The 23,779-nt window shown below is 65.0% G+C and carries 13 protein-coding genes; 7 read left to right on the top strand and 6 right to left on the bottom strand.

The features are described 5' to 3' along the window. Nucleotides 1-51: 51 nt before the first annotated feature. The 5 genes from QRM89_RS17250 to QRM89_RS17230 are packed head-to-tail and all read right to left on the bottom strand — an operon-like array spanning nucleotide 52 to nucleotide 4,991. On the bottom strand, nucleotides 52-1,350 hold the full coding sequence (locus tag QRM89_RS17250; RefSeq protein WP_285446768.1) for an SAF domain-containing protein: 1,299 nt from the start codon (nucleotides 1,348-1,350) through the stop codon (nucleotides 52-54). Further along, complete coding sequence (gene rfbC, locus QRM89_RS17245; protein ID WP_285448561.1) at nucleotides 1,347-1,928, bottom strand: dTDP-4-dehydrorhamnose 3,5-epimerase; 582 nt, start codon at nucleotides 1,926-1,928, stop codon at nucleotides 1,347-1,349. Before rfbC ends, QRM89_RS17250 begins: the two co-directional genes overlap by 4 nt. After that, nucleotides 1,925-2,974, bottom strand: coding sequence for an SDR family oxidoreductase (locus QRM89_RS17240; protein ID WP_285448560.1), 1,050 nt, complete (start codon nucleotides 2,972-2,974; stop codon nucleotides 1,925-1,927). The genes rfbC and QRM89_RS17240 overlap by 4 nt, the downstream gene beginning before the upstream one ends. A 4-nt stretch (nucleotides 2,975-2,978) precedes the next feature. Next, a complete protein-coding gene (gene rfbF / locus QRM89_RS17235; RefSeq protein ID WP_014507759.1) occupies nucleotides 2,979-3,752 on the bottom strand; it encodes a glucose-1-phosphate cytidylyltransferase in 774 nt (257 codons plus the stop codon). A 54-nt stretch (nucleotides 3,753-3,806) separates the two neighbouring features. Continuing rightward, nucleotides 3,807-4,991 (bottom strand): glycosyltransferase, encoded by a 1,185-nt coding sequence (locus QRM89_RS17230; protein ID WP_285448559.1) that lies wholly within the window; start codon nucleotides 4,989-4,991, stop codon nucleotides 3,807-3,809. A 245-nt stretch (nucleotides 4,992-5,236) separates the two neighbouring features. Here QRM89_RS17230 and QRM89_RS17225 point away from each other — a divergent pair, with 245 nt between their 5' ends. The 6 genes from QRM89_RS17225 (at nucleotide 5,237) to QRM89_RS17200 (ending at nucleotide 10,944) form a co-directional block, all read left to right on the top strand. After that, complete coding sequence (locus tag QRM89_RS17225; protein ID WP_285448598.1) at nucleotides 5,237-6,412, top strand: NAD(P)/FAD-dependent oxidoreductase; 1,176 nt, start codon at nucleotides 5,237-5,239, stop codon at nucleotides 6,410-6,412. Then, the gene (locus tag QRM89_RS17220; RefSeq protein ID WP_285448558.1) at nucleotides 6,403-6,711 is read left to right on the top strand and encodes a hypothetical protein; all 309 of its coding nucleotides are present in this window, start codon (nucleotides 6,403-6,405) and stop codon (nucleotides 6,709-6,711) included. Before QRM89_RS17225 ends, QRM89_RS17220 begins: the two co-directional genes overlap by 10 nt. Nucleotides 6,712-6,922: 211 nt before the next feature. Then, nucleotides 6,923-7,180 carry a KGG domain-containing protein gene (locus tag QRM89_RS17215; RefSeq protein WP_012438401.1) on the top strand — a complete coding sequence of 86 codons (258 nt, stop codon included), beginning with the start codon at nucleotides 6,923-6,925 and terminating at the stop codon, nucleotides 7,178-7,180. Between the two features lie 762 nt (nucleotides 7,181-7,942). Continuing rightward, entirely contained in the window at nucleotides 7,943-8,452 is a 510-nt protein-coding gene (locus QRM89_RS17210; RefSeq protein ID WP_285448557.1) for a ferritin-like domain-containing protein, read from the top strand. 380 nt (nucleotides 8,453-8,832) lie between these two features. Further along, nucleotides 8,833-9,885, top strand: a complete 1,053-nt coding sequence (locus tag QRM89_RS17205; protein WP_103700647.1) for a chemotaxis protein CheB — start codon at nucleotides 8,833-8,835, stop codon at nucleotides 9,883-9,885. A 138-nt stretch (nucleotides 9,886-10,023) separates the two neighbouring features. After that, nucleotides 10,024-10,944, top strand: coding sequence for a M14 family metallocarboxypeptidase (locus QRM89_RS17200; RefSeq protein WP_285448556.1), 921 nt, complete (start codon nucleotides 10,024-10,026; stop codon nucleotides 10,942-10,944). Between the two features lie 69 nt (nucleotides 10,945-11,013). Here the strand turns inward: QRM89_RS17200 and QRM89_RS17195 are convergent, their stop codons facing one another. Then, entirely contained in the window at nucleotides 11,014-12,819 is a 1,806-nt protein-coding gene (locus QRM89_RS17195) for an EAL domain-containing protein (protein ID WP_228436249.1), read from the bottom strand. Between the two features lie 692 nt (nucleotides 12,820-13,511). Here QRM89_RS17195 and QRM89_RS17190 point away from each other — a divergent pair. Next, nucleotides 13,512-23,705, top strand: coding sequence for an autotransporter-associated beta strand repeat-containing protein (locus tag QRM89_RS17190; RefSeq protein ID WP_285448555.1), 10,194 nt, complete (start codon nucleotides 13,512-13,514; stop codon nucleotides 23,703-23,705). The last annotated feature ends 74 nt before the right edge of the window (nucleotides 23,706-23,779 follow it).

The raw sequence follows: 23,779 nt of genomic DNA, 5'->3' as shown, positions 1-23,779 counted from the left end.
TGGCACTGCCACGCGCTCTGCGTGGCGGTGCTGCGGCTCAGCCAGCCGCGCTCATGCGGCCAGCTCCGCCGATGCGAACACAGCGGCCTGCTCGGCACGCAGTTGATCGATCAGGCGGTGCTGCGGCAGCTGGACGTCGTCGTAGGTGAGTACCTGGTCCTTGGTCACCGCATGCCGCAGCACGCAGCCTTCGGCCACGCCCATCGGCAGCAAGCGCTCGCGCGCGGTGACATCGGCGCGCTCGCATTGGCCGTAGCTCATGTAGCCACCCAGGCCATCGATGGTTTCGCCCGCCGCCAGATCGCGCTTGGCAGTGGCGATCACCTCCACCAGCGGCGCGCCCAGCGGTTGCAGCACGGCATCGCCCAGCAGCACCACACGCGCCACCGACAGCGGCACTTCGAAATGGCACAGGTGATACGGCGTGTAGAAGCTGTACAGCGGGCCTTCGCCGAGTTTGTAGAGGTTGAGGTAATGCCGCTGCTTGGGGTCGTCGTGCGTGGCCAGCACAAACACGCCGGGCGAGGGCAGGGCGCCCACCACGTAATCCACCGCACCGCCCACCGCGCGCAGTGCATCGATGTCGTAGCGCTGGGTCAGCTGATCGACGTGGCCGTGGTGTTCGTAACCGGTCATGCCACGCTGCAGGATCGACATGCCGGTGCCATTGGCCACGATCGCCTGCTCGAAGCTGATCTTGGTGCCATCGGCAAAGCTGGTGACCATGTGCGGGTCCTGGCCCCACTTGGCCGCAAATCCGGCCTGGGTGGTGGGCGTGCGGTAGGGGTCCTGCAGGCCCTTGATGTTTCCGCACAGCAGCGGCGTGAGCCCGATCGAGCGCACGAAGCGGTACAGATTCATCTGCACGCCGGGCTGATCGCCATCGCAGGCGCTGAAGATCACGCCCGCCGCATCGGCCTTGCGTTTGAGCAGCGGGCCCACGGTGCCATCGAGCTCGGCATTCATGGTGACCATGTGGCGGCCGTTGGCGATGGCGCCCAGGCTGATCCGCGCGCCATAGTCGATGGCGCCGGTGGCATCGATCAGGCAATCCAGCGCATCGCAGCCATACAGCAGCGCGGGGTCGTCGGTGACGGCCGGGGTGCCGGCTGCGATCTGCCGCGACAACGTGGCGGCACTGTCCACGCGAGTGGCTTGCTGGCCGGCCTGGCGGTAGGCCTCGATCGCTTTATCGACACTGCGGTTGCAGATCACCGCCACGCGCATGCCGGGCACGGCGTGGGCGATCTGGTTGACGATGCCGCGCGCCATGAATCCCGCCCCGTAAAGCCCAACGCGTAGCGGGCGGCCCTCGGCAGCACGCGCCTGCAACAACCGATCGACGCTCATGCGCGCTCCTGTTGAGTCAGCCCGGTCAGTTGTGTCACGCCATGCACCTGCTCATTGAACTCCGGCCAGGCGGCATCCTTGTCGGACACCAATGCGGGCGTGGACGGCCAGCGGATGCCAATGCGCGCATCGTTCCAGCGCAGTCCGCGTTCGGCAGCCGGCGTATACATCGCACTGGCGAAATACAGCGCTTCGGTCTGCGCCTGCAGCGTGATGAAGCCATGCGCAAACCCACGTGGCACATACAGTGCCAGGCGGTTGTCGGCAGTGAGTTCGACCCCGTACCACTGCAGGTAGGTGGGCGAATCCGGGCGCAGGTCGACAATGGCATCCCATAGCGCGCCGCGGATGCAGCGCACGATCTTGACCTCCGGCGCGGGCGGCAGCTGATAGTGCATGCCGCGCAAGGTGCCAGCCTCTGCGTTGAAGGAGTTGTTGACCTGCACGAACTGGTCAACCAGCCCGGCCTGGGCCATCTCTTGGGTACAGAACACCCGCGCAAACCATCCACGCGCATCGCCTCGCGGTTCGGGCTCGATGATGAAGGCGCCAGACAACGGCGTGGGGCGAAAAATCATGCCGCCGCCCTCAGATCGGCAGCGAGTGCGCCGCTGTCCACCAGCTGCTGCAGGATGCGCAGGCGGATGAAATCCGAGCTCTGGCGGAAGTCGCCATCGGCAAAGCCTGAGCGCAGCAGGTCATCGCGCAATTCGTTAATGGTGGACTGCAGTGTTTGTTGCGGCTGGTGCTGTGGCGCCAGGCGCTGGAACAGCGAAAAATCCACGCGATACGAGCGGTTGTCGGCCGGTGCGGTGGTGGAGATGGACACCGTGGCGGATGGCATCGCCGCGCCCACTGCCTGCGCCAGATCGCGGATCTGTACATTCCACTGCTCGGCGCCGGCGTTGACGGCCAGAAAGCGCCCGCCCGCCAGCGGGGTACGGCCCAGCGCCCAGTCGATCGCACGCGCCATGTCGCGCACATGGATCAGCGGCCGCCAGGGCGAACCATCCGACAACACCTCCACCGTGCCATTGGCCACCGCGCTGGCAACAAAATCGTTGAGCACCAGATCCAGCCGCAAGCGTGGCGATGCGCCGCAGGCGGTGGCAAACCGCAGGCAGGTGATCACCATGTCGGTCTCCAGCTGGGCCAGGGCGCGCTCGGTATCGATCTTGGAATGCGCGTAGGCGGTGAGCGGTGCTACTGCGCTGCTTTCCGAACGCGGTGTGCCGTCTGCGGCTGCGCCATACACGCTGCAACTGGAGGCGAACACGAAGTGTTTGACGCCGGCCTGCGCGGCGGCCTGCGCTACCGCGACACTGGCGCGGCAGTTGATGGCATCGGTGACCTGCTCGAAGCGCTTGCCCATGGCGTCGTTGGAGATCGCCGCTAGATGCACCACGCCGTCGAAGCCGCTCAGCTGCTGCGCGGTGACATCGCGCACGTCGCCGAACCATTGTTGATCGAGTACCACCTCGGGCAGCTGGCGCGGGTCGGATAGGCAATGCGCAAACCAGCCGCGATCCAGGCCCACCAGCCACGCTTCCGGATACTGCTGCCGCAGGTGTCGTGCTACCACCGGGCCGATATAGCCCATGTTGCCGGTGATCAAGATGCGCATGTGTTTACTCCCAGACGCGCCAGGGCGCCCGATTGGATGACCAGAGGGTTTCGAGATAATTGCGGTCGCGCAGGGTGTCCATCGGCTGCCAGAAGCCTTCGTGCCGGTACACGCTCAGTTCGCCGCGATCGACCAGCGTTTCCAGCGGGCTGTTCTCCCACACCGTGGCATCGCCTTCGATCACGTCGATGACGCGCGGGTCGAGCACGAAGAAACCGCCGTTGATCAGGCCGTCGCCATCGAGCGGCTTTTCGCGGAAGCCGGTGACCTGTTCGCCTTCCACGCGCAGCGCCCCGAACCGGCCCGGCGGTTGCACCGCGCTCACCGTGGCCAAACGGCCTTCGCGCCGATGCAGCGCGATGGCGGCGCCAATATCGATGTCGGCCACGCCATCGCCGTAGGTCATGCAAAAGGCGTCATCGCCGTGCAGGTGCTCGCGCACACGGCGCAGGCGGCCGCCGGTCATGGTCTGCGCACCGGTGTCCACCAGCGTCACCCGCCACGGTTCGGCGCGGGTGTTGTGCAAGGTGGTGGTGTTGCTGCCCAGATCGCAGGTCACATCCGATTCGCGCATGTGGTAATTCATGAAGAAATCCTTGATCACCTCACCGCGATACCCCAGGCACACCACGAACTCGTTGATGCCGTGATGCGCGTAGATCTTCATGATGTGCCAGAGGATCGGCTTGCCGCCGATCTCCACCATGGGCTTTGGGCGAATGGCGGTCTCCTCGGAGATGCGCGTCCCCAGGCCGCCAGCCAGAATCACTGCCTTCATCTGCCTTTCCTTTGGGCTGTCGCGCCGGTGGTGCTTGCGCTGTATGGGTGACTGTCAGGCGCTGACGCTGTGGGCGATCGACGGAGACACGGTGGTCTGCTCGGCCATGGTGGCAAGCGTGTCGAGCATCGCCATGCGCTCTGCCATCAATGTGGGCCGCGGCAGGTCCAGGGTCTGCAGGATCTGCGCCCAGCGGTGCGCCCAATCGTGCCGGCGCAGGCTGTGCACGGTGTTGTGCAGGCGCGCGCGTGCCAGCCGCTCCGGCTGCTGTTCGAGCGCGCGCAGGAACCCGCCAATATCGTCCAGGTCTGCCGGCAGTTCGATCACCGCATCGTCCCAGTCAAAGCACTGTGCGAACTCGGGGCAACGCTGCGCGGAGCCAACAATGACGGCACCGCCGGCGGCACCTTCGAAATAACGGGTGGCCAGGGCTTGCTTCTTGACGCCTTTGAAGAAGCCCTTGTTGTCCACCACGAAGTCGTGGGCCATGAAGAACTTGGCACGCTTGATCATCGCCGCCGACTGCAGGCGGTGGGCAGGCCAGTGCGTCACCGCACCGCCACGCACCACATCGTGCAGGTAGAAGAATTCCGGGTGCGCCTGCGCATGCGCCAACAACTTGTCGTGCACGTCTGGCTTGCGGCGGCCGATGCTCACCACATCGATGCAGCGCTGTTGCGGATGCGGCATCGGCGTGGCCAGCAACACATCGCAGGCGCTGGGCAAAAACGACACCGGCGTGCGCGTGTACGCGCGCAACGGCTCCACGCAACTGGCATTGAGTACGAACACGTGATCGAACCCATCCAGCAGGCGCAACTCGGACCTTTGCGATTCCAGTTGCTCGGGCCAGGTTTCCAGCAGATAGGCCACGCGCGTGCGGCAGCGTTCTTGCCAGTGCCCAATGCGGCTGAGCGTGCTCAACTCTCGAGGAAACTGGCACACGTAGAAAAACAGATCGTAATCGCGCTCAACCTCGCACCGTTGCGCATTGGATGCGGCCGGTTGGCCGCGCAAGCGGCGCAGCGCGGATACGCCGCGATAGCTGAGCTCGTTGAGCAGATAGGACACGCTCGGGTTGACGCCGCGCCCGCTGGCATACGCAGCCGCAGGCGGACACACTACGTCGGCATGTTCCAGGCTGCGGACCACATTGAGAAACGCATAGGCCTGCCCATTAAACGCTTCGGGCCATGCCTCATAGTTCGAGGACAGCAGGACTGACCGGGCCGCAGGCATTGCAACTCCTTGACGCCAACGCTTCTCCGGACCGATCCGCAGCGAACGCTACGGCCGGGTGGGGTGGAGCAACGCGCGTCGACAAAAGTTAGATAAAGGTTTGTTGGCCCTAGACAACCGTGAATCAATGGCTAACGGAGCCTAAATATAGAAATGTTCCGTAAGCAAACAGTGATACCGGTCGCGACAATGCGTGACGATCTAGTGTGCGTTTACACTTGCGCGGTCTCGAACTGGACGAACGCATGCACGACGTGGATTGCATCGTGGTGGGCGCCGGCGTTGTAGGCCTGGCCATTGCACGACAGCTTGCGATGCAGGGAAACGAGGTGTTGATACTCGAAGCCGCATCGGCCATTGGCACCGGCACCAGTGCGCGCAACAGCGAAGTCATACACGCCGGGTTGTATTACCCGCCCGGATCGTTGAAGGCGCAGCTGTGCGTTCGCGGCAACGCATTGCTGTATGCATATTGCCGCCAACGCAATGTGCCGCATCAACGCTGCGGCAAGTTGATCATTGCCTGCGATCAGGCGCAGACCGCGCAGCTGGAGGCGTTGCAACGCAATGCAACCGACAGCGCCGCACCGGGCGTGGTGCCATTGAGCAGCGCACAGGTGCAGGCGCGCGCACCTGCGCTGCGCTGCGCGGCTGCGCTGGAATCCACCACCACCGGCATCATCGATAGCCACGCATTGATGCTGGCCTTGCAGGGCGACGCCGAGCGACATGGCGCCACGCTGGCGTTACGCGCGCCGGTACAGTCGATCGAACCGCTGGTTGCCGGCTTCCGCGTCTGCACCGCCGGTGGCGAGGCGATGGGGCTGACGTGTCGCTGGTTGATCAATGCCGCCGGTCACGGTGCGCCGGCATTGGCCGCAGGCACCGAAGGCCTGCCAGCCACGGCGCGCGTGCGCGCACGATATGCGAAGGGCAGTTACTTCACCTTGGCCGGGCGGTCGCCGTTTCATCAATTGGTGTATCCATTGCCCGAGCCAGGTGGCCTGGGCGTGCACCTGACGCTCGATCTACAGGGGCGCGCACGCTTCGGCCCCGATGTGGAGTGGGTGGCGCAGCCCGACTATCACTGCGAGCCGGCACGCGCCGAGCATTTCTATGCGGCAATCCGGCGTTACTGGCCAGCGCTGCCCGATGGCGCGCTGCAACCCGGCTACTGCGGTGTGCGCCCGAAGATCAGCGGCCCCGGCGAGCCGGCCGCCGACTTCCGGATCGATGGGCCGGCGCTGCACGGCATGGCCGGGCTGGTGAACCTGTTCGGCATCGAGTCGCCTGGCCTGACTGCCTGCCTGAGCATTGCCGAGCATGTGGCAGCGCTGCTGGGTGATGAGGTGCGGGCCGCCGCCCATGCAGGGGCTTCCAGTCAAGGTGATTCTGCGCAGGGAGGTGCCGCATGTTCCTGATCCAGGTGCTGCTGCCGCTCGCCGACAACAATGGCGTGCGTTTAGAGCAGGCAATGTTCGACGAGGTCCATCACCACCTGGCCATGCGGTTTGGTGGCATCACTGCCTACACCCGGGCACCGGTGCATGGCGCCTGGCAAGAGCAGGGCGCGCAGCTGGTACACGACGACCTGGTGATCTACGAAGTGATGGCCGATGACCTGGATCGCGGCTGGTGGCGCAGCTACCGCGGGGAGTTGGAGCAGCGCTTCCGCCAGGAACAGCTGATCGTGCGCGCACAGGAGATCACCCTGCTCTGAGCGGTGCGGATCGGCGCGTGCGTGGTAGCGCTATCCCTTTGGGGTCGGGCCGCGTGGAGGCAGGTGTGCAACTTTTGCACAGCGAGCGCAGCCGTTTTTGCCTGCATTGGTCTTCGCCGCACCGGAATGCGTCGGTTTGAGGGTTGGCACGATAGTTGCGGTACCTCCTATACCCAGTGACGTAGTCATCGACGCATCGAGAGGAGGCACAGTGGAGGACGGACAGAACGCAACTCGCAGCCGGCGCGGTTTTGCCGCATTGGATCCGGAGAAGCGCCGTTTGTTGGCGAGCAGTGGTGGCAAAGCGGCGCATGCCAGTGGCAATGCGCACGAATTTACTAGCGACGAAGCGCGCGAAGCAGGCCGGAAGGGCGGCCAGGCCGTGAGTCGTGATCGTGACCATATGTCGCGTATCGGCAGCAAGGGCGGTCGTTCCAAGCAGGCCAAGCCCCAGGAAGAATCCGCATAAGTCACCCGGCACGCAGCAATGCGTGCCGGTTCTTGTGTCAGCAATGGAAACCGGCCCCGGTGCGCTTCGGACACGGGGCCGTTAGCGTTTGAAAAGACGCGTTTTGCCCGCACTTTCGCATTGCTGGCAGCCGCAATCGATTGCAGCTCCTGGATGCAGGCAGCGCCATGATGCGTGATGCAGTACGCTTGGGCTTGCCAACCTGTTGATGCGCAAGGCATCCATGTCGGGTCGGCAAATTTTGCACACCGCAGCATGCTGAGAGATCGATTGCAGGCGAATTTGTCGCAATCACTCTGGCCTCCGCAACCAACTGTGCAACGCATGCACATACCACCGAATGCCTGGCGTGGCCGTGCTTGTGACGCGCGACGAGCCCAGTGCGACGCAGTGCCCGCACAGGCAGTTGCTCTGGGCAGATGGCTGTGACGCCACTGCTCGAGAGAGTGCGGCCTGGGCCGGGTGTGGCTCTGCTAATGCAGCGCAACGGACTTGAACATGACCACCGCGGGCTTGCGCGGAAGTACTGCGCCGGGCCGCCGTGTGCGCCTGCGTCGTCAGCGACAAGCCAGTGAAGCGCGCCATCAAAAACGTGCATGTAGACACGACGCACGACCTCGCGGGTACTTGCCGCGGGCGCGCATCGACGCCTGTGCATGTAAAGCCATTGTTGATGACGCACATGCCGTTCACTCGATGCAGCCGCGCCTTTCATCGCAGCGCGGGCAGCCTGGACCCATCGTAGACAACAGGAGACCCCGCATGGCCGAACCCCGTGAAAACCTGATGGACTGGTTGCGCGACGCGCATGCAATGGAGCAGCAGGCCGAGCAGATGCTCAAGGCCCAGGCCGCGCGGATCGAGCATTACCCAAGGCTCAAGGCGCGTATCGAGCAGCATCTGGAAGAAACGCTGGGGCAGCAGCGGTTGGTCGAGGCAAGTATCGAGCGCCTGGGCGGCTCGCCATCGGTGGTGAAGGACGCGATGGGCAAGATGGCGGCCTTTGGCCAAGCGATGGGCGGCATGACCACCTCGGACGAAATCGTCAAAGGCGCGATGGCCAGTTACGTGTTCGAAAATCTGGAAATTGCTACCTACACCGCGCTGTTGGGTGCTGCAAAAACGGTGGGGGACGTCGAAACACAGCGCATGTGCGAGCAGATCCTTCCGCAGGAAGAAGCCATGGCCAAGTGGCTGCTGGAACACCTGCCCGAGCTGACCGAGGAATTCCTGGTGCGTGATGCAACGCCCGGAGTCACCGCGAAGAAGTAACTGCATCGCATGGGTGCACCAACGTGTTGGTGCCGAATGGCAGACAGGGCCCTGCATTGCGGGGCCCTGTGCGTTTTGGCTAACAACGTACGCATACGGGATTACGCGGCCAAGGGTAGACGCAAAACGCGGGCAATACGCGTTCCGAAATCTTCGATTGCTGCTGTCATGGATTCCATTTTGTTGCGGAGACAGGGCAGCGCACCACATGCATGACGCCTTACATGTGCGTCGCAATCGGCATGGTCTGTGGTCAGCAGCAGCTCGCCGTCCTCGCCGCACCGCAGACCCGAAGCGATACACACCTAACTCGTGTCTGCTTCCACACCCTCTAGAAGAAAGCTCGGCAATAGTGATGTGCGACAGCATGGGAGTGACCAGTGACGATTGAAAACAACCGCAACATCGTGGCGATCGGCGGGTCGGCAGGCGCCAGCCAGGCGCTGCGCACGCTACTGGCAGACCTGCCGCGCGATCTTCCCGCCGCGGTGCTGGTGGTGCTGCATCTGTCGCCGCAAGGCACCGGCATCGTGGAGATGGTGCGCAGCGCAGCGCGCGGCTTGCCGGTGCACGTGGCCAGCGATGGCATGCCGTTGGTGCCTGGTGCGGTGTATGTGGCCGTGCCGGACTCCCACCTGATGGTCGATGGCATGCACGTCGTGCTGGGGCGCGGGCCGCGCGAGAACATGTCGCGGCCGTCGATCGATGCCTTGTTCCGCTCCGTTGCGGTCTCACACGGCGCACGCGCGTTGGGGGTGCTGCTGTCGGGCATGCTCAACGATGGCTGCGCGGGGTTGGAAGCCATCCAGGCCTGCGGTGGTGCAGTCGCGGTGCAGGACCCGGACGATGCAATTGCCGACGACATGCCACGCAACGCGCTGCGTGCGCTCACCCCGGACGTGGTGGCCCCCAGTGCGGCCCTGGGTGCGGTCATCACCGATCTGGTGCGCGAACCGGCGGCCTGGCCGATCGCGCCGTCGGATGCGCTCAAGCTGGAGGTCGCGATCGCGCGCGGGCAGCCGTCCACCACCGAGGTGATGACGCAGCTGGGGGAGCCGGTGGCGCTCAGCTGCCCGGCGTGTGGCGGCGTGCTGACCAAGCTGCATACACCGGGCACGCTGCGTTTTCGTTGCCAGGTCGGTCATGGCTACACCGCGCCCGCACTGATGTCCGCGAAGGAAGGCTCGGTGGATGAGGCGCTGCGCGTGGCCTTGCGCGTGATCGAAGAACGCGCCGAATTGGTGAGCCGGATGGCCGGGGACGACCGCGCTCACCAGCCATCGGTCGCTTCGCTGTATGCCGCGCGTGCCAAGGAATACCGCGGCTATGCGGATGTGTTGCGCAGCGCCTTGTTGACCTCACTGCAGCGCCCGGTCGAACACGGCGCGCTTGTCGAAGACGGCGCGTTGCTGACGCAGGAAGATCAGCATTAAGCAACGCGAGTCATGCCAACAGACGCGGCCAGCCGTCACCTTGGCCTTCGCCTCGCTGTTGGTCTACCCGCACCGCGTGGGTTCCGCAGAGACACGCGAGCGCTTACGCTTGTCGGCCTTCCTGCACTGGATCCGGCAATGACAGCGCAAACGCAGTATCCCATCGGCAGCCCCGGCCAGGCCTGGGGCGAGACAGAACGTGCGCAGTGGCGTGCGCGGCAAGTCCGCCGCCGCGTCTATGCAGATGACGTGCTGCAGCCGGTCGCCGCACTCGCCGGTGCATTCGAGTGCACGCAGTACGGCGTTATCGTGCAGGGCGCGGACACGTATCCACTCGTGGCGCTGCGCACCCCGCACTGGGATGCCACCTTGCCATGGGCGCTGGTCACCGGTGGCGTGCATGGCTATGAAACCAGCGGCGTGCTGGGCGCACTGCAATTCCTGCAGGAGCGCGCAGCAGCGTACGCAGGGCGCATCAATCTGCTGGTCGCTCCCTGCGTCAACCCGTGGGGCTATGAGCGCATCCAGCGCTGGAATGCCGAGGCGATCGATCCCAATCGCGCCTTCCGGCCCAATAGCCCTGCGGCGGAATCGGCAGCGCTCATGCAGCTGGTGGCCACCGTCGCCGGCACCGCGTTGCTGCACATCGATCTGCACGAAACCACCGACAGTGACGAGACCGAGTTCCGCCCGGCGTTGGCCGCGCGCGATGGCGTGCCGTTCGTGCCCGGCAGCATCCCGGACGGATTCTATCTGGTGGGTGACAGCGACGACCCGCAGCCGGCATTTCAGCAGGCGGTGATTGCGGCGGTGGCGCAGGTGACCCATATCGCGCCAGCCGATGCACAGGGCGAGATCATCGGCGCGCCGGTGGTGGGCGAGGGCGTGATCAACTACCCGGTGCGCCGGCTCGGCTTGTGCGCCGGTGTCACCGAAGCGCGCTATCGCACCACCACCGAGGTGTACCCGGATAGCCCGCGTGCCACGCCTGCGCAGTGCAATCTGGCCCAGGTGGTGGCGATCTGCGCCGCGCTGGATTATGCCTTGGCCAACAATTGATGCGGCATCACCAGGCCGTGCACATCGCGCGGCCTATTGGATCTACGCGCAGCCGATGATGCACAGCGGTTACGGCAGGCCTGCCGCGGTGCTCGCCTGCGCCACGTAGGCCGGCACCAACTCGGCTTCCATCGGCCTGGCCAATAGAAAGCCTTGCGCCTCGTCGCAGCCCCAACTCCGTAGCAGCGCAATTTCGTCGGCGTGCTCGATGCCTTCGGCCACGGTGCGATAGCCGAGTGCGCTGGCCAGCCGCACGACGGCTTCTGCGCGCAGCTGCATGCCGGATTGATCGGCGATGCCGGTCACCAGCGAGCGATCGAGCTTGAGCACATTGACGGGTAGCTCGGTCAGGTAGCCGAAGTTGCTGTAGCCGGTGCCAAAATCATCGATCGCAACGCTGACGCCGGCGTCGCGCAGGGCACGCAAGCGTGGCAAGGCCTGCACATTGCTGCGCAACCAGCGGCCTTCGGTGATTTCCAGCTCGATCCGTTCGGTAGGGATGCCCAGTGCCTGGCAGCGGTCGATCACGTCCGAGGCCAGATTGACGTTGCCGAAGTCGCGCGAAGACAAATTGATCGATAGCGAAAAATCCAGGCCGCCAGCGCGCCACGCGGCCAGTTGCCGGAGTGCGTGGTCGATCACCCATTCGGTAACCGTGCACATCAGCGCGGTTTTTTCGAACAAGGGAATGAATTCATCGGGACCGATCGCGCCCAACGTTGCGTGCTTCCAGCGCAGCAGGGCTTCGAAGCCGGTCACCGACAGGTCCAGCAGGTTGATGCGTGGCTGGAACACCAGGCGAAAATCGCCTGCCTCCAATGCCGCTTCTGCATCCAGTGCCAGACGATACGAGCGCTGGATGGCGTCGTCGTGCGCCGCGCTATACCAGCACAGGATCGCGTGGTGGCTCACCGCGTCACCCAATGCAACGAGCCCTTTGCGCATCACATCGCCGGTGTCGGGCTGACGCGGCAGGAACTTCACCACGCCGGCGTGGAAGGTCAGCGACATCGGGATGCCAGCCGCATCCACAGGCGCGTGCAGCATGTCGCGCAGATCCAGCAGCAGGTCTTCCATTTCATCGGCGGCAGAATTCAGCAGGAAGAAGGCAAACCGCATTGGCGCCACGTGATACACGGTGGCCTTGCCGCGCAGTGCGCGCGTCAGTACATAACTGGCATGGCGAACGAGCTCTTCAATGGGCTGCATGCCCAGCGCCTGCCGCGCCTCGTTGGCCGCATGCGTGTCGTAGACCTCGATAAAGGCCGCCAGCACCGGCATGGCGTGGTTGCCGTAGGCGAGCGTGTCCAGGTCGGCCTGCAATTGGCGAGCGTTATGAAGGCCGCTATGCGGCTCGCGGCGGCCGGCGCCGAACTGCAGCTCCAGTTGTGCGGCGGCCACATTGGCGAACATGCGCAGTTGCTGGCGCTCCTGCACGTCCAGGCGCCGTTCGTAGGCATCCAGAACGCACAAGGTGCCGTAGACGCCTGTCTGCGGTGCGCCAATGGGAACACAGGCGGCAAAGCGTGCGGGCTCGGCGGTCGCTGTCTCACCGAGCCGGACTGCAGGCAGCACCGCCACGGCAAGTGCCTCATGCTCGGCGTCGTGCGCGCCGTTGTCTTCAAAGGCCGCCACGGTCTGCATGGCCTGGTCCGGTGCAATGCCATGCGCCGCCAACACACGCCGCCGCCCGGATTCGGTAATCGTCAGCGCGGCAGCAGCAGCACCCAGCGAATGGCACACCAAACGTGCAATTTGATCGAGAGGCTCCATGCCGGCCAGATCGGTCGGTGTATTGCGCCACTCCAGATGCCGCTGTTGTCCCTGCTCGTCTGACGAACGCGTCATGCCATTAAGCTCCGTGGTGAAGATCACACTATCGCGTGATCGACATCAAAGGGAAGTGCTGATTCAGCCTTCGGGGTTCTGTAGCGAGGCGTGCATTCCATTGTCTCGAGACACGATGAGGCATTTTTTCCGCGCGACGAAAAAAGGCTGCTTATCCAATCAGTGGTCTTAGCGGCAGAGGTCGTTTAATTGGTGCACCGGATTTTGTATATGAAATCTCATCTGATTTCATTTCATTCGCTCCGCTCGGAATTGGCGCATTAACTTGATGCGGTGCCGCAAAGCTGATGCGTGCGTGCAGTGTCGGAAATTTGACGCGGGCCACTTTGTGGCTTGCAGCATCAGCCAAACCCATCCGCTGGAGTTCCTCTTAAATCGGGCACTGTGTCGTTCGCATTAACCAGGCAGGTCCGTAACGCTCGCCGCGACTGCATCTGATGTTGAATTTAATACTGCAAACGACCGCGAGCATACGAATCGACATTTTCCAGTTCTGCCATGCAAGTATTTATGGTTAGTGATACTTCGCACACTTTGCGCATAACGATTCGTTTATTAATCGATCAGCACATCCAGTCGGATTGGTATTCATCGTACTCATCCAGCGGTTAATCGAGCGCTGCCATAAGACCGGCGTTTGATCCAAACATTTTTTGAAACGTCATCCAGGCGCGCATTTGCGTGCGCGCCGATCTTTGCTTGTAACTCAGGAGAAACATATGAATCGTGCGTTTGCGCTGGTCTGGAACGCGGCTATCGGTAATTGGGTCGTCACGCACGAGTTGGTGCGCCGGCGGCGTAAATCGGGAGCGACCCGGCGCAATCTGCCGAGCATGGTGATCCTCGCCTTGGGAGCGGCTGCACCCACGCTGGCCTGGGGAGCGTGCACGCCGGCGCTACCTGCCGCTGGGCAAACGGTGACCTGCACTGGATTGCCGATCACCAGTAATGCGTTTTCCAGCAACGCGAACAATCTGACCGTCGACGTCGCCTCCGGAACGCAGATGACGGCGGGGCTGCTTGGCGGCACCGCCATTGCACTCGGCGGCACCAATTCCACGCTCAATAACAGCGGCACCATCGATCCTTCCGTGCTTGGCCTGCTGTCAGTGCTCAGCACTGGCGTGACGATGGGCAACGCCAGCTCGACGCAGGTCACGGTCAATAACCTCGCGACCGGCACGATCTACGGAAGCGGTGGCCTGCTCGGCGCCAACCTGCTCAACCTCGATGGCATGGCGCTGGGCATCACAGCCGCACCTGCCGGCGTGGTGCAGATCAACAACGCGGGCACCATCAGTAGTCGCCCCCTGTTGAATCTCTCGGTGCTTGCCTCGGATACGCCGGTCATCGCGGTCAGCGGTGGCGCCACGGTCAACGCAGTGAACTCCGGCACCATCGAAGGGCGGGTGGGTTTCCAGAGCTCGGCCACCGGCAACACTTTCATTAATTCCGGCGCCATCAACGGCAGCGTGTCGATGGGCGCCAACAGCATCAACAGCTTCACGGCGGTCACTGGTAGTAGCATCAGCAGCGCAGGCGGCATCGGGGTCGCACTGCTTGGCCCAGGCGGGTTGTTGAGCTTTGCGGCAACCGGCACCGTGGATGGCGGTGCGGGCGGCACCAACACGCTGATCCTGCAGAATTCCGCTACGGGCACTGGCAGCGGCACCACCGGCACGGCGGCGCTGAACACCTCGCAATACATCAACTTCGGCAGCCTGCGCGTCAACAGCGGTACCTGGACGCTGGGCGGTGCAACCAATTTCAGTAACACCGCGCTCAATGGCGGCGTGGCGCAATTCGCCAACCCGGCCCTGTTCGGCACCAACATCACCGCCAACGGTGGCGCGATCGAGGCCACTGCCGCCAATCTGACCTTGAGCCCCACCGGTGGCATTGCACTCACCGGCACCGGCCTGACGGTACAGGGCGCCAATGCATTGACCATCGGCAGTGCGCTCACCGGGACTGGCGCGCTCACCAAAACCGGTATAGGTGCCGTCACCTTGACCGGCGCCAATACTTATAGCGGCGGCACCACGCTGGCCGCCGGCAGCCTGACGCTGGGCAATAACACTGCGCTGGGAACCGGCACGGTGACTGCAGCAGGTGGCACCCTGTCGGGCACCACCGCACTCAACCTCGCAAACGCCTTTACGTTGACCGATAGCCTGACCATCGGCGGCAGCAATGCGGTGCGGCTCGGTGGCGCCGTCAGCGGCGGCGGTGGTTTCGTCAAGACCGGGACCGGCACCTTGACCCTGGGCGGGACCAATACCTATACCGGCGGCACCGCGCTCAATGCCGGCACAGTGGTGCTGGAAAATGCCGCCGCCCTGGGCACCGGCGCGGTGATCGCGGGCGGCGGAGCGCTGGACACCACCGCACCGTTGTCGCTTGCGAACAATGTGGTGCTCAACAGCACACTGGGTGTGGGCGCCAGCGGGAACGCGCTGAGCCTGACCGGCGTGCTGTCGGGCACCGGCGGCATCACCAAGACCGGCACCGGCACGTTGGCGCTCACCAATGCCAACACCTATACCGGCGCGACCACGCTGGCCGGCGGCACCTTGCAGGTAGGCAATGCGGCGGCATTGGGCGGCAGCACGCTCAATGTCACGGCTGCGTCCACCTTGTCGAGCAGCATTGCGCTGGCACTGGGCAATGCGGTTTCGCTTGCAGGTCCATTGACGGTGAGCGGTGCCCAGGCGCTGACGTTGGGCGGCGCCATCGGTGGCACCGGCAGCCTGCTTAAAACCGGCACCGGCGACCTCACCCTGGCCGGTACCAACAGCTACACCGGTGGCACCACGTTGAGCAGTGGCCGTCTGCTGGTGGGGACGGGCAGTGCGTTGGGCACCGGCACGCTCACCGCCAGTGGTGGCGAACTTGCTGCCACCGCACCCACCACGCTGACCAATGCGGTCGCGCTCACGGGTGCGCTCGATGTGGGCGGCAATGGCACGGCGCTGACGCTGTCCGGTACCGTCAGCGGCACCGGCAGTGTCAACAAGCTGGGCACCGGCACGCTGACACTGGGCGGTTTGAATACATATACCGGCGGCACCACGCTGGGAAGCGGCACCTTGCAGGTGGGCAGTGCCACGGCATTGGGCGGCGGGGCGTTGAACGTCACCGGCAATGCCGCGCTGCAAAGCACGGCGGCCACCACGCTGGGCAACGCCGTGAACCTGTCTGCTGGCGCGCTGACGTTCGATGGGACGCAAGCGCTCAGCCTGACCGGCACGGTCAGCGGCACCGGCAGCCTGGTCAAATCCGGCACCGGTGATCTCAGCTTGAGTGGCAACAATGTGTTCACCGGCGGCACCACGCTCAGCGCTGGTCGGTTGACGGTGGGCAGCAATACCGCATTGGGCAGCGGCACGTTGACGGCAGCAGCCGGTAGTACGCTCGATTCTGCAGTGGTGAGCACACTCGCCAACGCGATCGCGCTGACCGGCGTAGGCGCTGTCAATGTGGGCGGTGCCAACGCGCTCACGCTGAGCGGCGACATCAGTGGCGTGAGCAGTTTGAACAAGGTTGGCACGGCGAGTCTGAGCCTGACCGGCAACAACACCTATACCGGCGGCACGCGCCTGAGCGCGGGCAGCTTGCTGTTGGGCAGCAATACGGCGCTGGGCACCGGTGCACTGACTGCCGCCGGCGGTGTGTTGGACAACACCGCGCCCGTGTCGCTGAGCAATGCAGTGGTGCTGGAGCAGAATCTGGCGCTGAGTGGCAATCAGGATCTTGCACTCGGCGGCAGCGTCAGCGGGACGGGTGCACTGATCAAGAACGGCAATGCGGCGCTGAGTTTGACTGGCACCAATAACTTCACCGGTGGTGTCACTCTCAACGCAGGCACGTTGCTGATCAACAGCGGCGCAGCACTGGGAACCGGTGTACTCACCGCAGCCGATGCCACGCGTCTGGACACAACCGCCGCTGCCAGCGTCGGCAATAACGTGGCCCTGCTTGGCGCACTCACGGTAGGCGGCAGCAACGCGCTGGATCTGACCGGCACCGTCAGCGGCACCGGCAGCCTGATCAAGGAGGGTGCCGGCGCACTCACGCTCACCGGCAACAACGTTTACAGCGGTGGGACGCAACTCACCGCAGGCAGCCTGGTGGTTGGCGCGGATGCCGCGCTCGGCACCGGCGCGTTGACCACCGCCGATGGCACCGCGCTCAGCGCAAGCACTGCAGTCACGCTGCAGAACGGCATCGCGCTGGGCGGTGCGCTCAGCATCGATGGGCAACCGCTCACGCTCAATGGTGTGGTCAGTGGCGCGGGCAGTTTGATCAAGAACGGCACCAATGCGCTCACGCTCAACGGCAACAACACCTGGGCCGGCGGGTTGCAACTGCAGGCCGGCTCGGTACTGGTGGGTAGCGATACCGCGCTTGGCCTGGGCACCCTCACCGCTGCCGCCGGCACCACGCTGGATGCCACCACCGCGGCAACCTTGGGCAATGCAGTCGCAGTGGATGGCGCGCTCACCATCGGTGGCACGCAGGATCTCACCTTGAACGGGGTGGTCAGTGGCGCCGGCAGTCTGGACAAGCAGGGCACTGCCACGTTGACGCTGGGCACGGCGAACACGTTTAGCGGTGGGACGACGCTGGGCGCTGGCCGCCTGGTGCTTGGCAACGAAGCCGCATTGGGCACGGGGCAACTGACCATCGCCGGCGTCGCCGAACTGGATACCGCTGCAACGGCGAACCTCGCCAATGCCGTGCAGTTGAATGCACAGCTCACCTTGGCCGGCAGCAACGATCTGAGCTTGAACGGTGCCATTACTGGCACCGGCGGCCTGCTCAAGAATGGCACCGGTACGTTGTCGCTCACCGCCACCAACAGCTATAGCGGCGGCACCACGCTGACCGGCGGCACACTGGCCGTGGGTGCGGATGGCGCACTCGGCACCGGCAGCCTGTCGGTGGTGGGCGATGCGGTGCTGAGCAATGCGATTGCCGTGGCACTGGGCAACGACATCACCCTGGGCGCGGCGTTGACCGTCGATACGGTGGGCGACCTGCTGGCCACCGGCAACATCAGCGGCACCGGCGGGCTGACCAAGACCGGCGCGGGCATTCTGACCCTCGACGGCAGCAACAGCTACACCGGCCCGCTGGCAGTGCAGGCCGGTGCACTGGTGGCCAACACCGCTGCGGCACTTGGCAACGCGAGTACGGTGGATGTCGGCGCCGGTGCCTTGCTGAGCCTGACCGGCGGCGGCCTGATCAACAGTCTGGGCGGCGGCGGTAATGTGGATGTGGGTGCGGGCAGTACCTTGCAGGTGGGCGCGGGCAGCTTCGCCGGCAGCCTGATCGGCAATGGCAACCTGGACAAGATCGGCACCGGTACCTTGAGCCTGCTCGGCGACAATGGAGTGGCCGGCAGCACCTCGGTCAGCGGCGGCACCCTGGATGTGGCGGGTAGCTTGATCACCAGCAATCTGAACGTCGCGCTCGGCGGCACCTTGCGCGGCGCCGGCGCGGTGACCGGCCCGGTGACCATCGCCGACGGCGGGCGTCTGGCAATCACCAATGGTTCCACGCTCAGCGTGGGCGGGTTGTCCCTTGCATCCGGTGCCTTCATCGATGCCTCGCTGGCAGCGCCGAGTGCCACCCGGCTGCTTGCGGTCAACGGCAACCTCACGCTCGATGGCACGCTCAACATCACCGACATCGGTGGCTTCGGCACCGGCGTTTACCGGCTGATGGACTACACCGGCCTGCTCACCAACAATGGCCTGTTGCTCGGCACCATTCCCGGCAGCGTGGACATCAGCCAGTTGGCACTGCAGACCGCGATCGGCCAGCAGATCAATCTGGTGGTCACGGCACCCGGAAGCATCGTGCAGTTCTGGGACGGTGCGCAGACGGTTGCCAATGGCAGCGTGGACGGTGGCAGCGGAATATGGGGCGCCGCCAGCAACTGGACCGGTCAGGACGGCACCGCCAACAGCACCTGGCAGGGCGATTTTGCGGTGTTCTCTGGCACGGCCGGCACCGTGGGTGTGCAGGGCACCCAAGCGGTGGGCGGGCTGCAGTTCGTCACCGACGGGTATCAGTTGACCGATGCCGGCGCGGGCAGCTTGAGCATCATCGCGCCATTGACGGCGGTCCGCGTGGACCCCAATGCCACCGCCACGCTCGATGTCGGCATCAGCGGTGCAGGTGGCCTGGAGAAAGTGGACACCGGCACGCTGGTGCTGGATGCGGCCAATAGCTATACCGGCGGCACCACGCTCAGCGGCGGCACGCTGGTGCTTGGCGATGCGCAGGCGCTCGGCACTGGCGCACTCACCACCGCCAACGGAACCACGCTGGATACCAACCAGGCCCTGGCCGTTGGCAATGCGGTCGTGCTCAACGGCGCGCTGAATCTTGCCGGCAGCAACGATCTGGCCTTGAACGGCGCCATCACCGGCGCGGGCAGCCTGGTCAAGAACGGCACGACCACGCTGACGCTCGACGGCGCCAACAGCTACACCGGCGGCACGGTGTTGAATGCCGGCACGCTGGCGCTGGGCAGCAATACGGCGTTGGGCACCGGCAGCCTGTCGGTGATTGGTAACTCCACCTTGAGCAACGCGATCGCGTTGGCATTGACCAATAACCTCACGCTCGGTGCAGGGCTCACCGTAGACACGGCGGCCGATCTTTCGCTCAGCGGCGTGCTCACCGGCGCAGGCGGGTTGACCAAGACCGGCCTGGGCGCGCTGACGCTGGCGGGCAGCAACAGCTTCAGCGGTCCCTTGTCGGTGCAGACCGGCGTGGTGGCGACCACCGCGCCGGGTGCACTCACGGGCGTGGGTGCAGTGGACGTGGCCGCAGGCGCGGGCTTGCAGCTGGGCAGCAGCACCGCACTAGGTGCACTGACCGGGCTGGGCAATGTCGCCATCCTGGGCGGCAGCACGTTGCAGGTGGGCAACACCAATGTCACCGGGACCTTCGGTGGCAGCCTGAGCGATATGGGCAATCTGGAAAAGGTCGGCACCGGCGTGTTCCAGCTCACCGGGACCAGCAGCATTGGTGGCACCACCCTGGTGAGTGCGGGCACGTTGGATGTGGACGGCACGCTGGCCAGCGCAGGTGGGCTCACGGTCGCCAACGGCGGCGCCTTGAGCGGCAGCGGCGTGGTGGATGCGGCGGTCACGGTAGCCGACGGTGGCCGCCTGGTCGTGAGCAGCGGCGCGCTGCTGACCACCGGCACGCTGAGCCTGGCACCGAATGCAACCATCGATGCGTTCCTGGGCATTCCCAGCCAGACCGGCGTGCTCGCGGTCAACGGCGACCTCACCCTGGACGGCACGCTCAACATCACCGACATCGGTGGCTTCGGTAATGGTGTGTATCGCCTGATCGATTACACCGGCGGGCTGACCAACAACGGCCTGGCCTTCGGCAGCATTCCTGGTTCTGTTGATCCCACGCAATTGGCCTTGCAGACCGCGTTGGCGCAGCAGGTCAACGTGGTGGTGTCCGCGCCGGGCAGCAACGTGCAGTTCTGGGACGGCGCACAGACGGTGGGCAACGCGCAGATCGAAGGCGGCACCGGCACCTGGACGGCGGGTGCCACCAACTGGACCGGCATCGATGGCCTCACGAATACCGATTGGCAGAACAGCTTTGCCGTATTCGCCGGCACTGCCGGCAACGTCGGCGTGCAGGGCACGCAAGGCATCACCGGCATGCAGTTCGCCACCGATGGCTACGTGCTCACCGATGCCGGCGCTGGCGCCCTGAGCGCCAATGCCGCCACCACCATCGTGCGCGTGGATCCGGGCGTTACCGGCACCATCGACGTCACCATTGGCGGCACGGGCACCTTGCAAAAGCTCGACACCGGCACGCTGATTCTGGGCGCAGCCAACACCTACACCGGCGGCACCGCGCTGGGCGGCGGCACCCTGGTGCTGGGCGATGCCCAGGCATTGGGCACCGGCACGTTGACCGCAGCCACCGGCACCACATTGGATACCGATCAGGCGCTTGCCATCGCCAATGCGGTGGACCTCACCGGCGCGCTGACAGTGGCCGGTAGCAACGACCTGACCCTGAGTGGACCGGTCAGCGGGGCCGGTGGGCTGATCAAGAACGGCACGGCCACGCTCACCCTGGATGGTGCCAACAGCTACTCCGGCGGCACCGTCTTGAATGCCGGCACGCTCGGTGTGGGCAGCAACACGGCGCTGGGCACCGGCAGCCTCTCGGTGCTGGGCAATGCGACGTTGAGCAATGCCGTGGCGGTGGCGCTGGGCAACGCGGTCACCCTCGGCGCCACGCTCGATGTCGCCAATGCGGCAGATCTGACCCTGGCCGGCGACATCAGCGGCAATGGTGCGCTGGTCAAGTCCGGTACCGGCACGCTGACGCTGGATGGGACGAACAGCTACACCGGCGGCACCACGCTCAATGCCGGTACCACGGTGGGCGACAGCGCCAGCCTGCAAGGCGCGATCGTCGACAACGCGGCACTGGTGTTCAACCAGACCACCGATGGCGTGTTCACCGGTTCGATCACCGGCACCGGCTCGGTGACCAAGGACGGCGCGGGCGATCTGCGTCTGAATGGCGCCAATGCCTACACCGGCGGCACCACCATTACTGCGGGCACCCTGATCGGCGATACCACCAGCCTGCAAGGCAACATCCTCGACAACGCGGCGCTGGTCTTCGACCAGGCCGGTGGCGGCGTGTATGCCGGTGTGATCAGCGGCACCGGCAGTGTCGAAAAGACCGGCGCCGGTGCATTGGTGTTGACCGGCGCCAACAGCTACACCGGCGGCACCCTGGTCAGCGCCGGCAGCCTTATCGGCAACACCACCAGCCTGCAGGGCAACGTGGTCGACAACGCCACGTTGGTGTTCGACCAGGCCACCGACGGCACCTTCGCCGGCGCCATCAGCGGCACCGGCAACGTGGTCAAGCAAGGCGATGGCGTGCTCACGCTGAGCGGCACCAACAGCTATAGCAGCGGCACCACGATTGCCGACGGCACCTTGCAGGGCACCACCAGCAGCCTGCAGGGCAACATCCTGGACAACGCCGTGCTGGTATTCGACCAGGCCGGTGACGGCACCTTTGCCGGCAACATCACCGGCAGCGGCACGCTGATCAAGAACGGCACCGGTGCGGTAACCCTGGATGGCGTCAACAGCTATCTCGGCGGTACCACCATCAATGCCGGCACCCTGATCGGCGACACCGACAGCCTGCAAGGCAACATCCTCAACAACGCAGCGCTGGTGTTCCTGCAGGACGCCAACGGCACCTATGCAGGCACCCTGTCGGGCACCGGCACCCTGGTCAAGGACGGCACCGGCACCTTGCTGGTGACCGCCAACAGCGGTGGCTTCATTGGGCCGACCACGGTGAGTGGCGGCACCTTGAGCGTGGGCAACCCGGCCAATCCGGGCGCGGCCCTGGGTGGGCCGGTGACGGTGGGCCCGGGCGGCACGCTCACCGGCAGCGGCACCATCGGTGGGCTGAACCTGTCGGGCACCCTGCTCAGTGGCGGCGACAGCGGCTCGATCACGGTTGGCGGCAATGCCACCTTCAATCCGGGTTCCACCTGGCAGGTGACCCCGGGCAGTGGCGGCACGGTCACACCGGTCACCGTTGGCGGCACGGCGGTGGTCGCGCCGGGCAGCACCCTGCAACTGGTGCGTGCGCCGGACCTGCCCCTGTTCGTGGATATTCCGCTGATCAATGCCGGTGGTGGCCTGAGCGGCCAGTTCACCAACATCACCTCCGACTACGCGTTCATTGACCCGAATGTCAGCGTGAGTCCCGGCGGGCTGTCGGTGTCGTTTGGGCGCAATACGGTGTCGATGGTCGACATTGCGGTGACGCCGAACGAGCAGGCCAGTGCCGCAGGTGTAGATGGCCTGCCCACCACCAGCCCGATCTTGCAGGCAGTGCTGCGTTTGCCGGATGACCCGCAGGCCGTGCGCACTGCATTCGCCTCGCTGTCCGGCGAAAGCCACGCCACTACCGCGACGGCACTGCTCGATAGCCGTTTCCTGATGAGCGGCATCGGCAGCCATCTGCGTGGCGACAGCCAGGACACCCGCGTGGGCGACACCACGGTCTGGATCGCCGGCCGCAGCCGTCCGAACCGGATCGACGGCGACAGCAATGCCAACTCGGTGCGGCGCGAAGACGATGGCGTGATGGCCGGTGCCGAACGTCGCATCGGCGAGCGCAGCCTGATCGGCGTCGCAGTGGGTAACCAGGACCTGGAAAGCTGGTCGCGTGCCAACGATGATCGTGCCGATATCGATGCCACGCATGTCGGCGTGTACGCGCAGGCCGACTGGTCCGCTTTCACCCTGCAGGGTGGGGTGGACTATGCGGACTATCGTGTCGACAGTACCCGCCGCGTGATTCTGCCCGGCGTGATGGAAGAACGTCTGAGCAGCGAGTACGACGCCACGGCCACCACGGTCTCGCTGGAAGCGGCCTGGAACCTGCAGGCGGGCACCGCGGTGTACAGCCCGTTCGTCGCGGCGGCCTATACGCATCTGAAGACCGACGGTTTCAGCGAGCGTGGCGGCATTGCCGGGCTGTCGGTGGACAGCGCCAAGGACGAGTACACCACCAGCACGGTGGGGGTGCGCGGCCGTTGGGAGCCGGGCCAACAGGCCGGTCTTTACGCATCAGTGGGTTGGCGGCATGCCTATGGCGACCGCCAGATGCAGCGCTCGGCGGGCTTCATCGGCGAGGGCACCAGCTTCTCGGTGCACAGCGTGACCCTGGCCAAGAATGCGGTGGTGGGCGAGGTGGGCGTGAGCCTGATCACCTCGCCGAGCAGCCGCATGGCGTTGTCGCTGCAAGGTCTTAATGGCGATGGCCAGACCGCGTATGGCGGGCAGGTGACCTGGGGCTGGAGCTTCTGATCCTGCCGCGGTTGCAGTGTTGAAACAGCAAAGGCCCCGGCAATGCCGGGGCCTTTTGTTTGTCACCAATGACC

This window comes from Xanthomonas sp. LMC-A-07 (genome assembly GCF_030208825.1).
Lineage (GTDB): Bacteria > Pseudomonadota > Gammaproteobacteria > Xanthomonadales > Xanthomonadaceae > Xanthomonas > Xanthomonas campestris.
This window is presented reverse-complemented; position numbering and strand designations above follow the sequence as displayed.

Excerpts from the sequence above, each read along its gene's own strand:
- QRM89_RS17250 (WP_285446768.1), bottom strand. The coding sequence starts at position 1,350 with ATGAGCGTCGATCGGTTGTTGCAGGCGCGTGCTGCCGAGGGCCGCCCG.
- rfbC (WP_285448561.1), bottom strand. The coding sequence starts at position 1,928 with ATGATTTTTCGCCCCACGCCGTTGTCTGGCGCCTTCATCATCGAGCCC.
- QRM89_RS17240 (WP_285448560.1), bottom strand. The coding sequence starts at position 2,974 with ATGCGCATCTTGATCACCGGCAACATGGGCTATATCGGCCCGGTGGTA.
- rfbF (WP_014507759.1), bottom strand. The coding sequence starts at position 3,752 with ATGAAGGCAGTGATTCTGGCTGGCGGCCTGGGGACGCGCATCTCCGAG.
- QRM89_RS17230 (WP_285448559.1), bottom strand. The coding sequence starts at position 4,991 with ATGCCTGCGGCCCGGTCAGTCCTGCTGTCCTCGAACTATGAGGCATGG.
- QRM89_RS17225 (WP_285448598.1), top strand. The coding sequence starts at position 5,237 with ATGCACGACGTGGATTGCATCGTGGTGGGCGCCGGCGTTGTAGGCCTG.
- QRM89_RS17220 (WP_285448558.1), top strand. The coding sequence starts at position 6,403 with ATGTTCCTGATCCAGGTGCTGCTGCCGCTCGCCGACAACAATGGCGTG.
- QRM89_RS17210 (WP_285448557.1), top strand. The coding sequence starts at position 7,943 with ATGGCCGAACCCCGTGAAAACCTGATGGACTGGTTGCGCGACGCGCAT.
- QRM89_RS17200 (WP_285448556.1), top strand. The coding sequence starts at position 10,024 with ATGACAGCGCAAACGCAGTATCCCATCGGCAGCCCCGGCCAGGCCTGG.
- QRM89_RS17190 (WP_285448555.1), top strand. The coding sequence starts at position 13,512 with ATGAATCGTGCGTTTGCGCTGGTCTGGAACGCGGCTATCGGTAATTGG.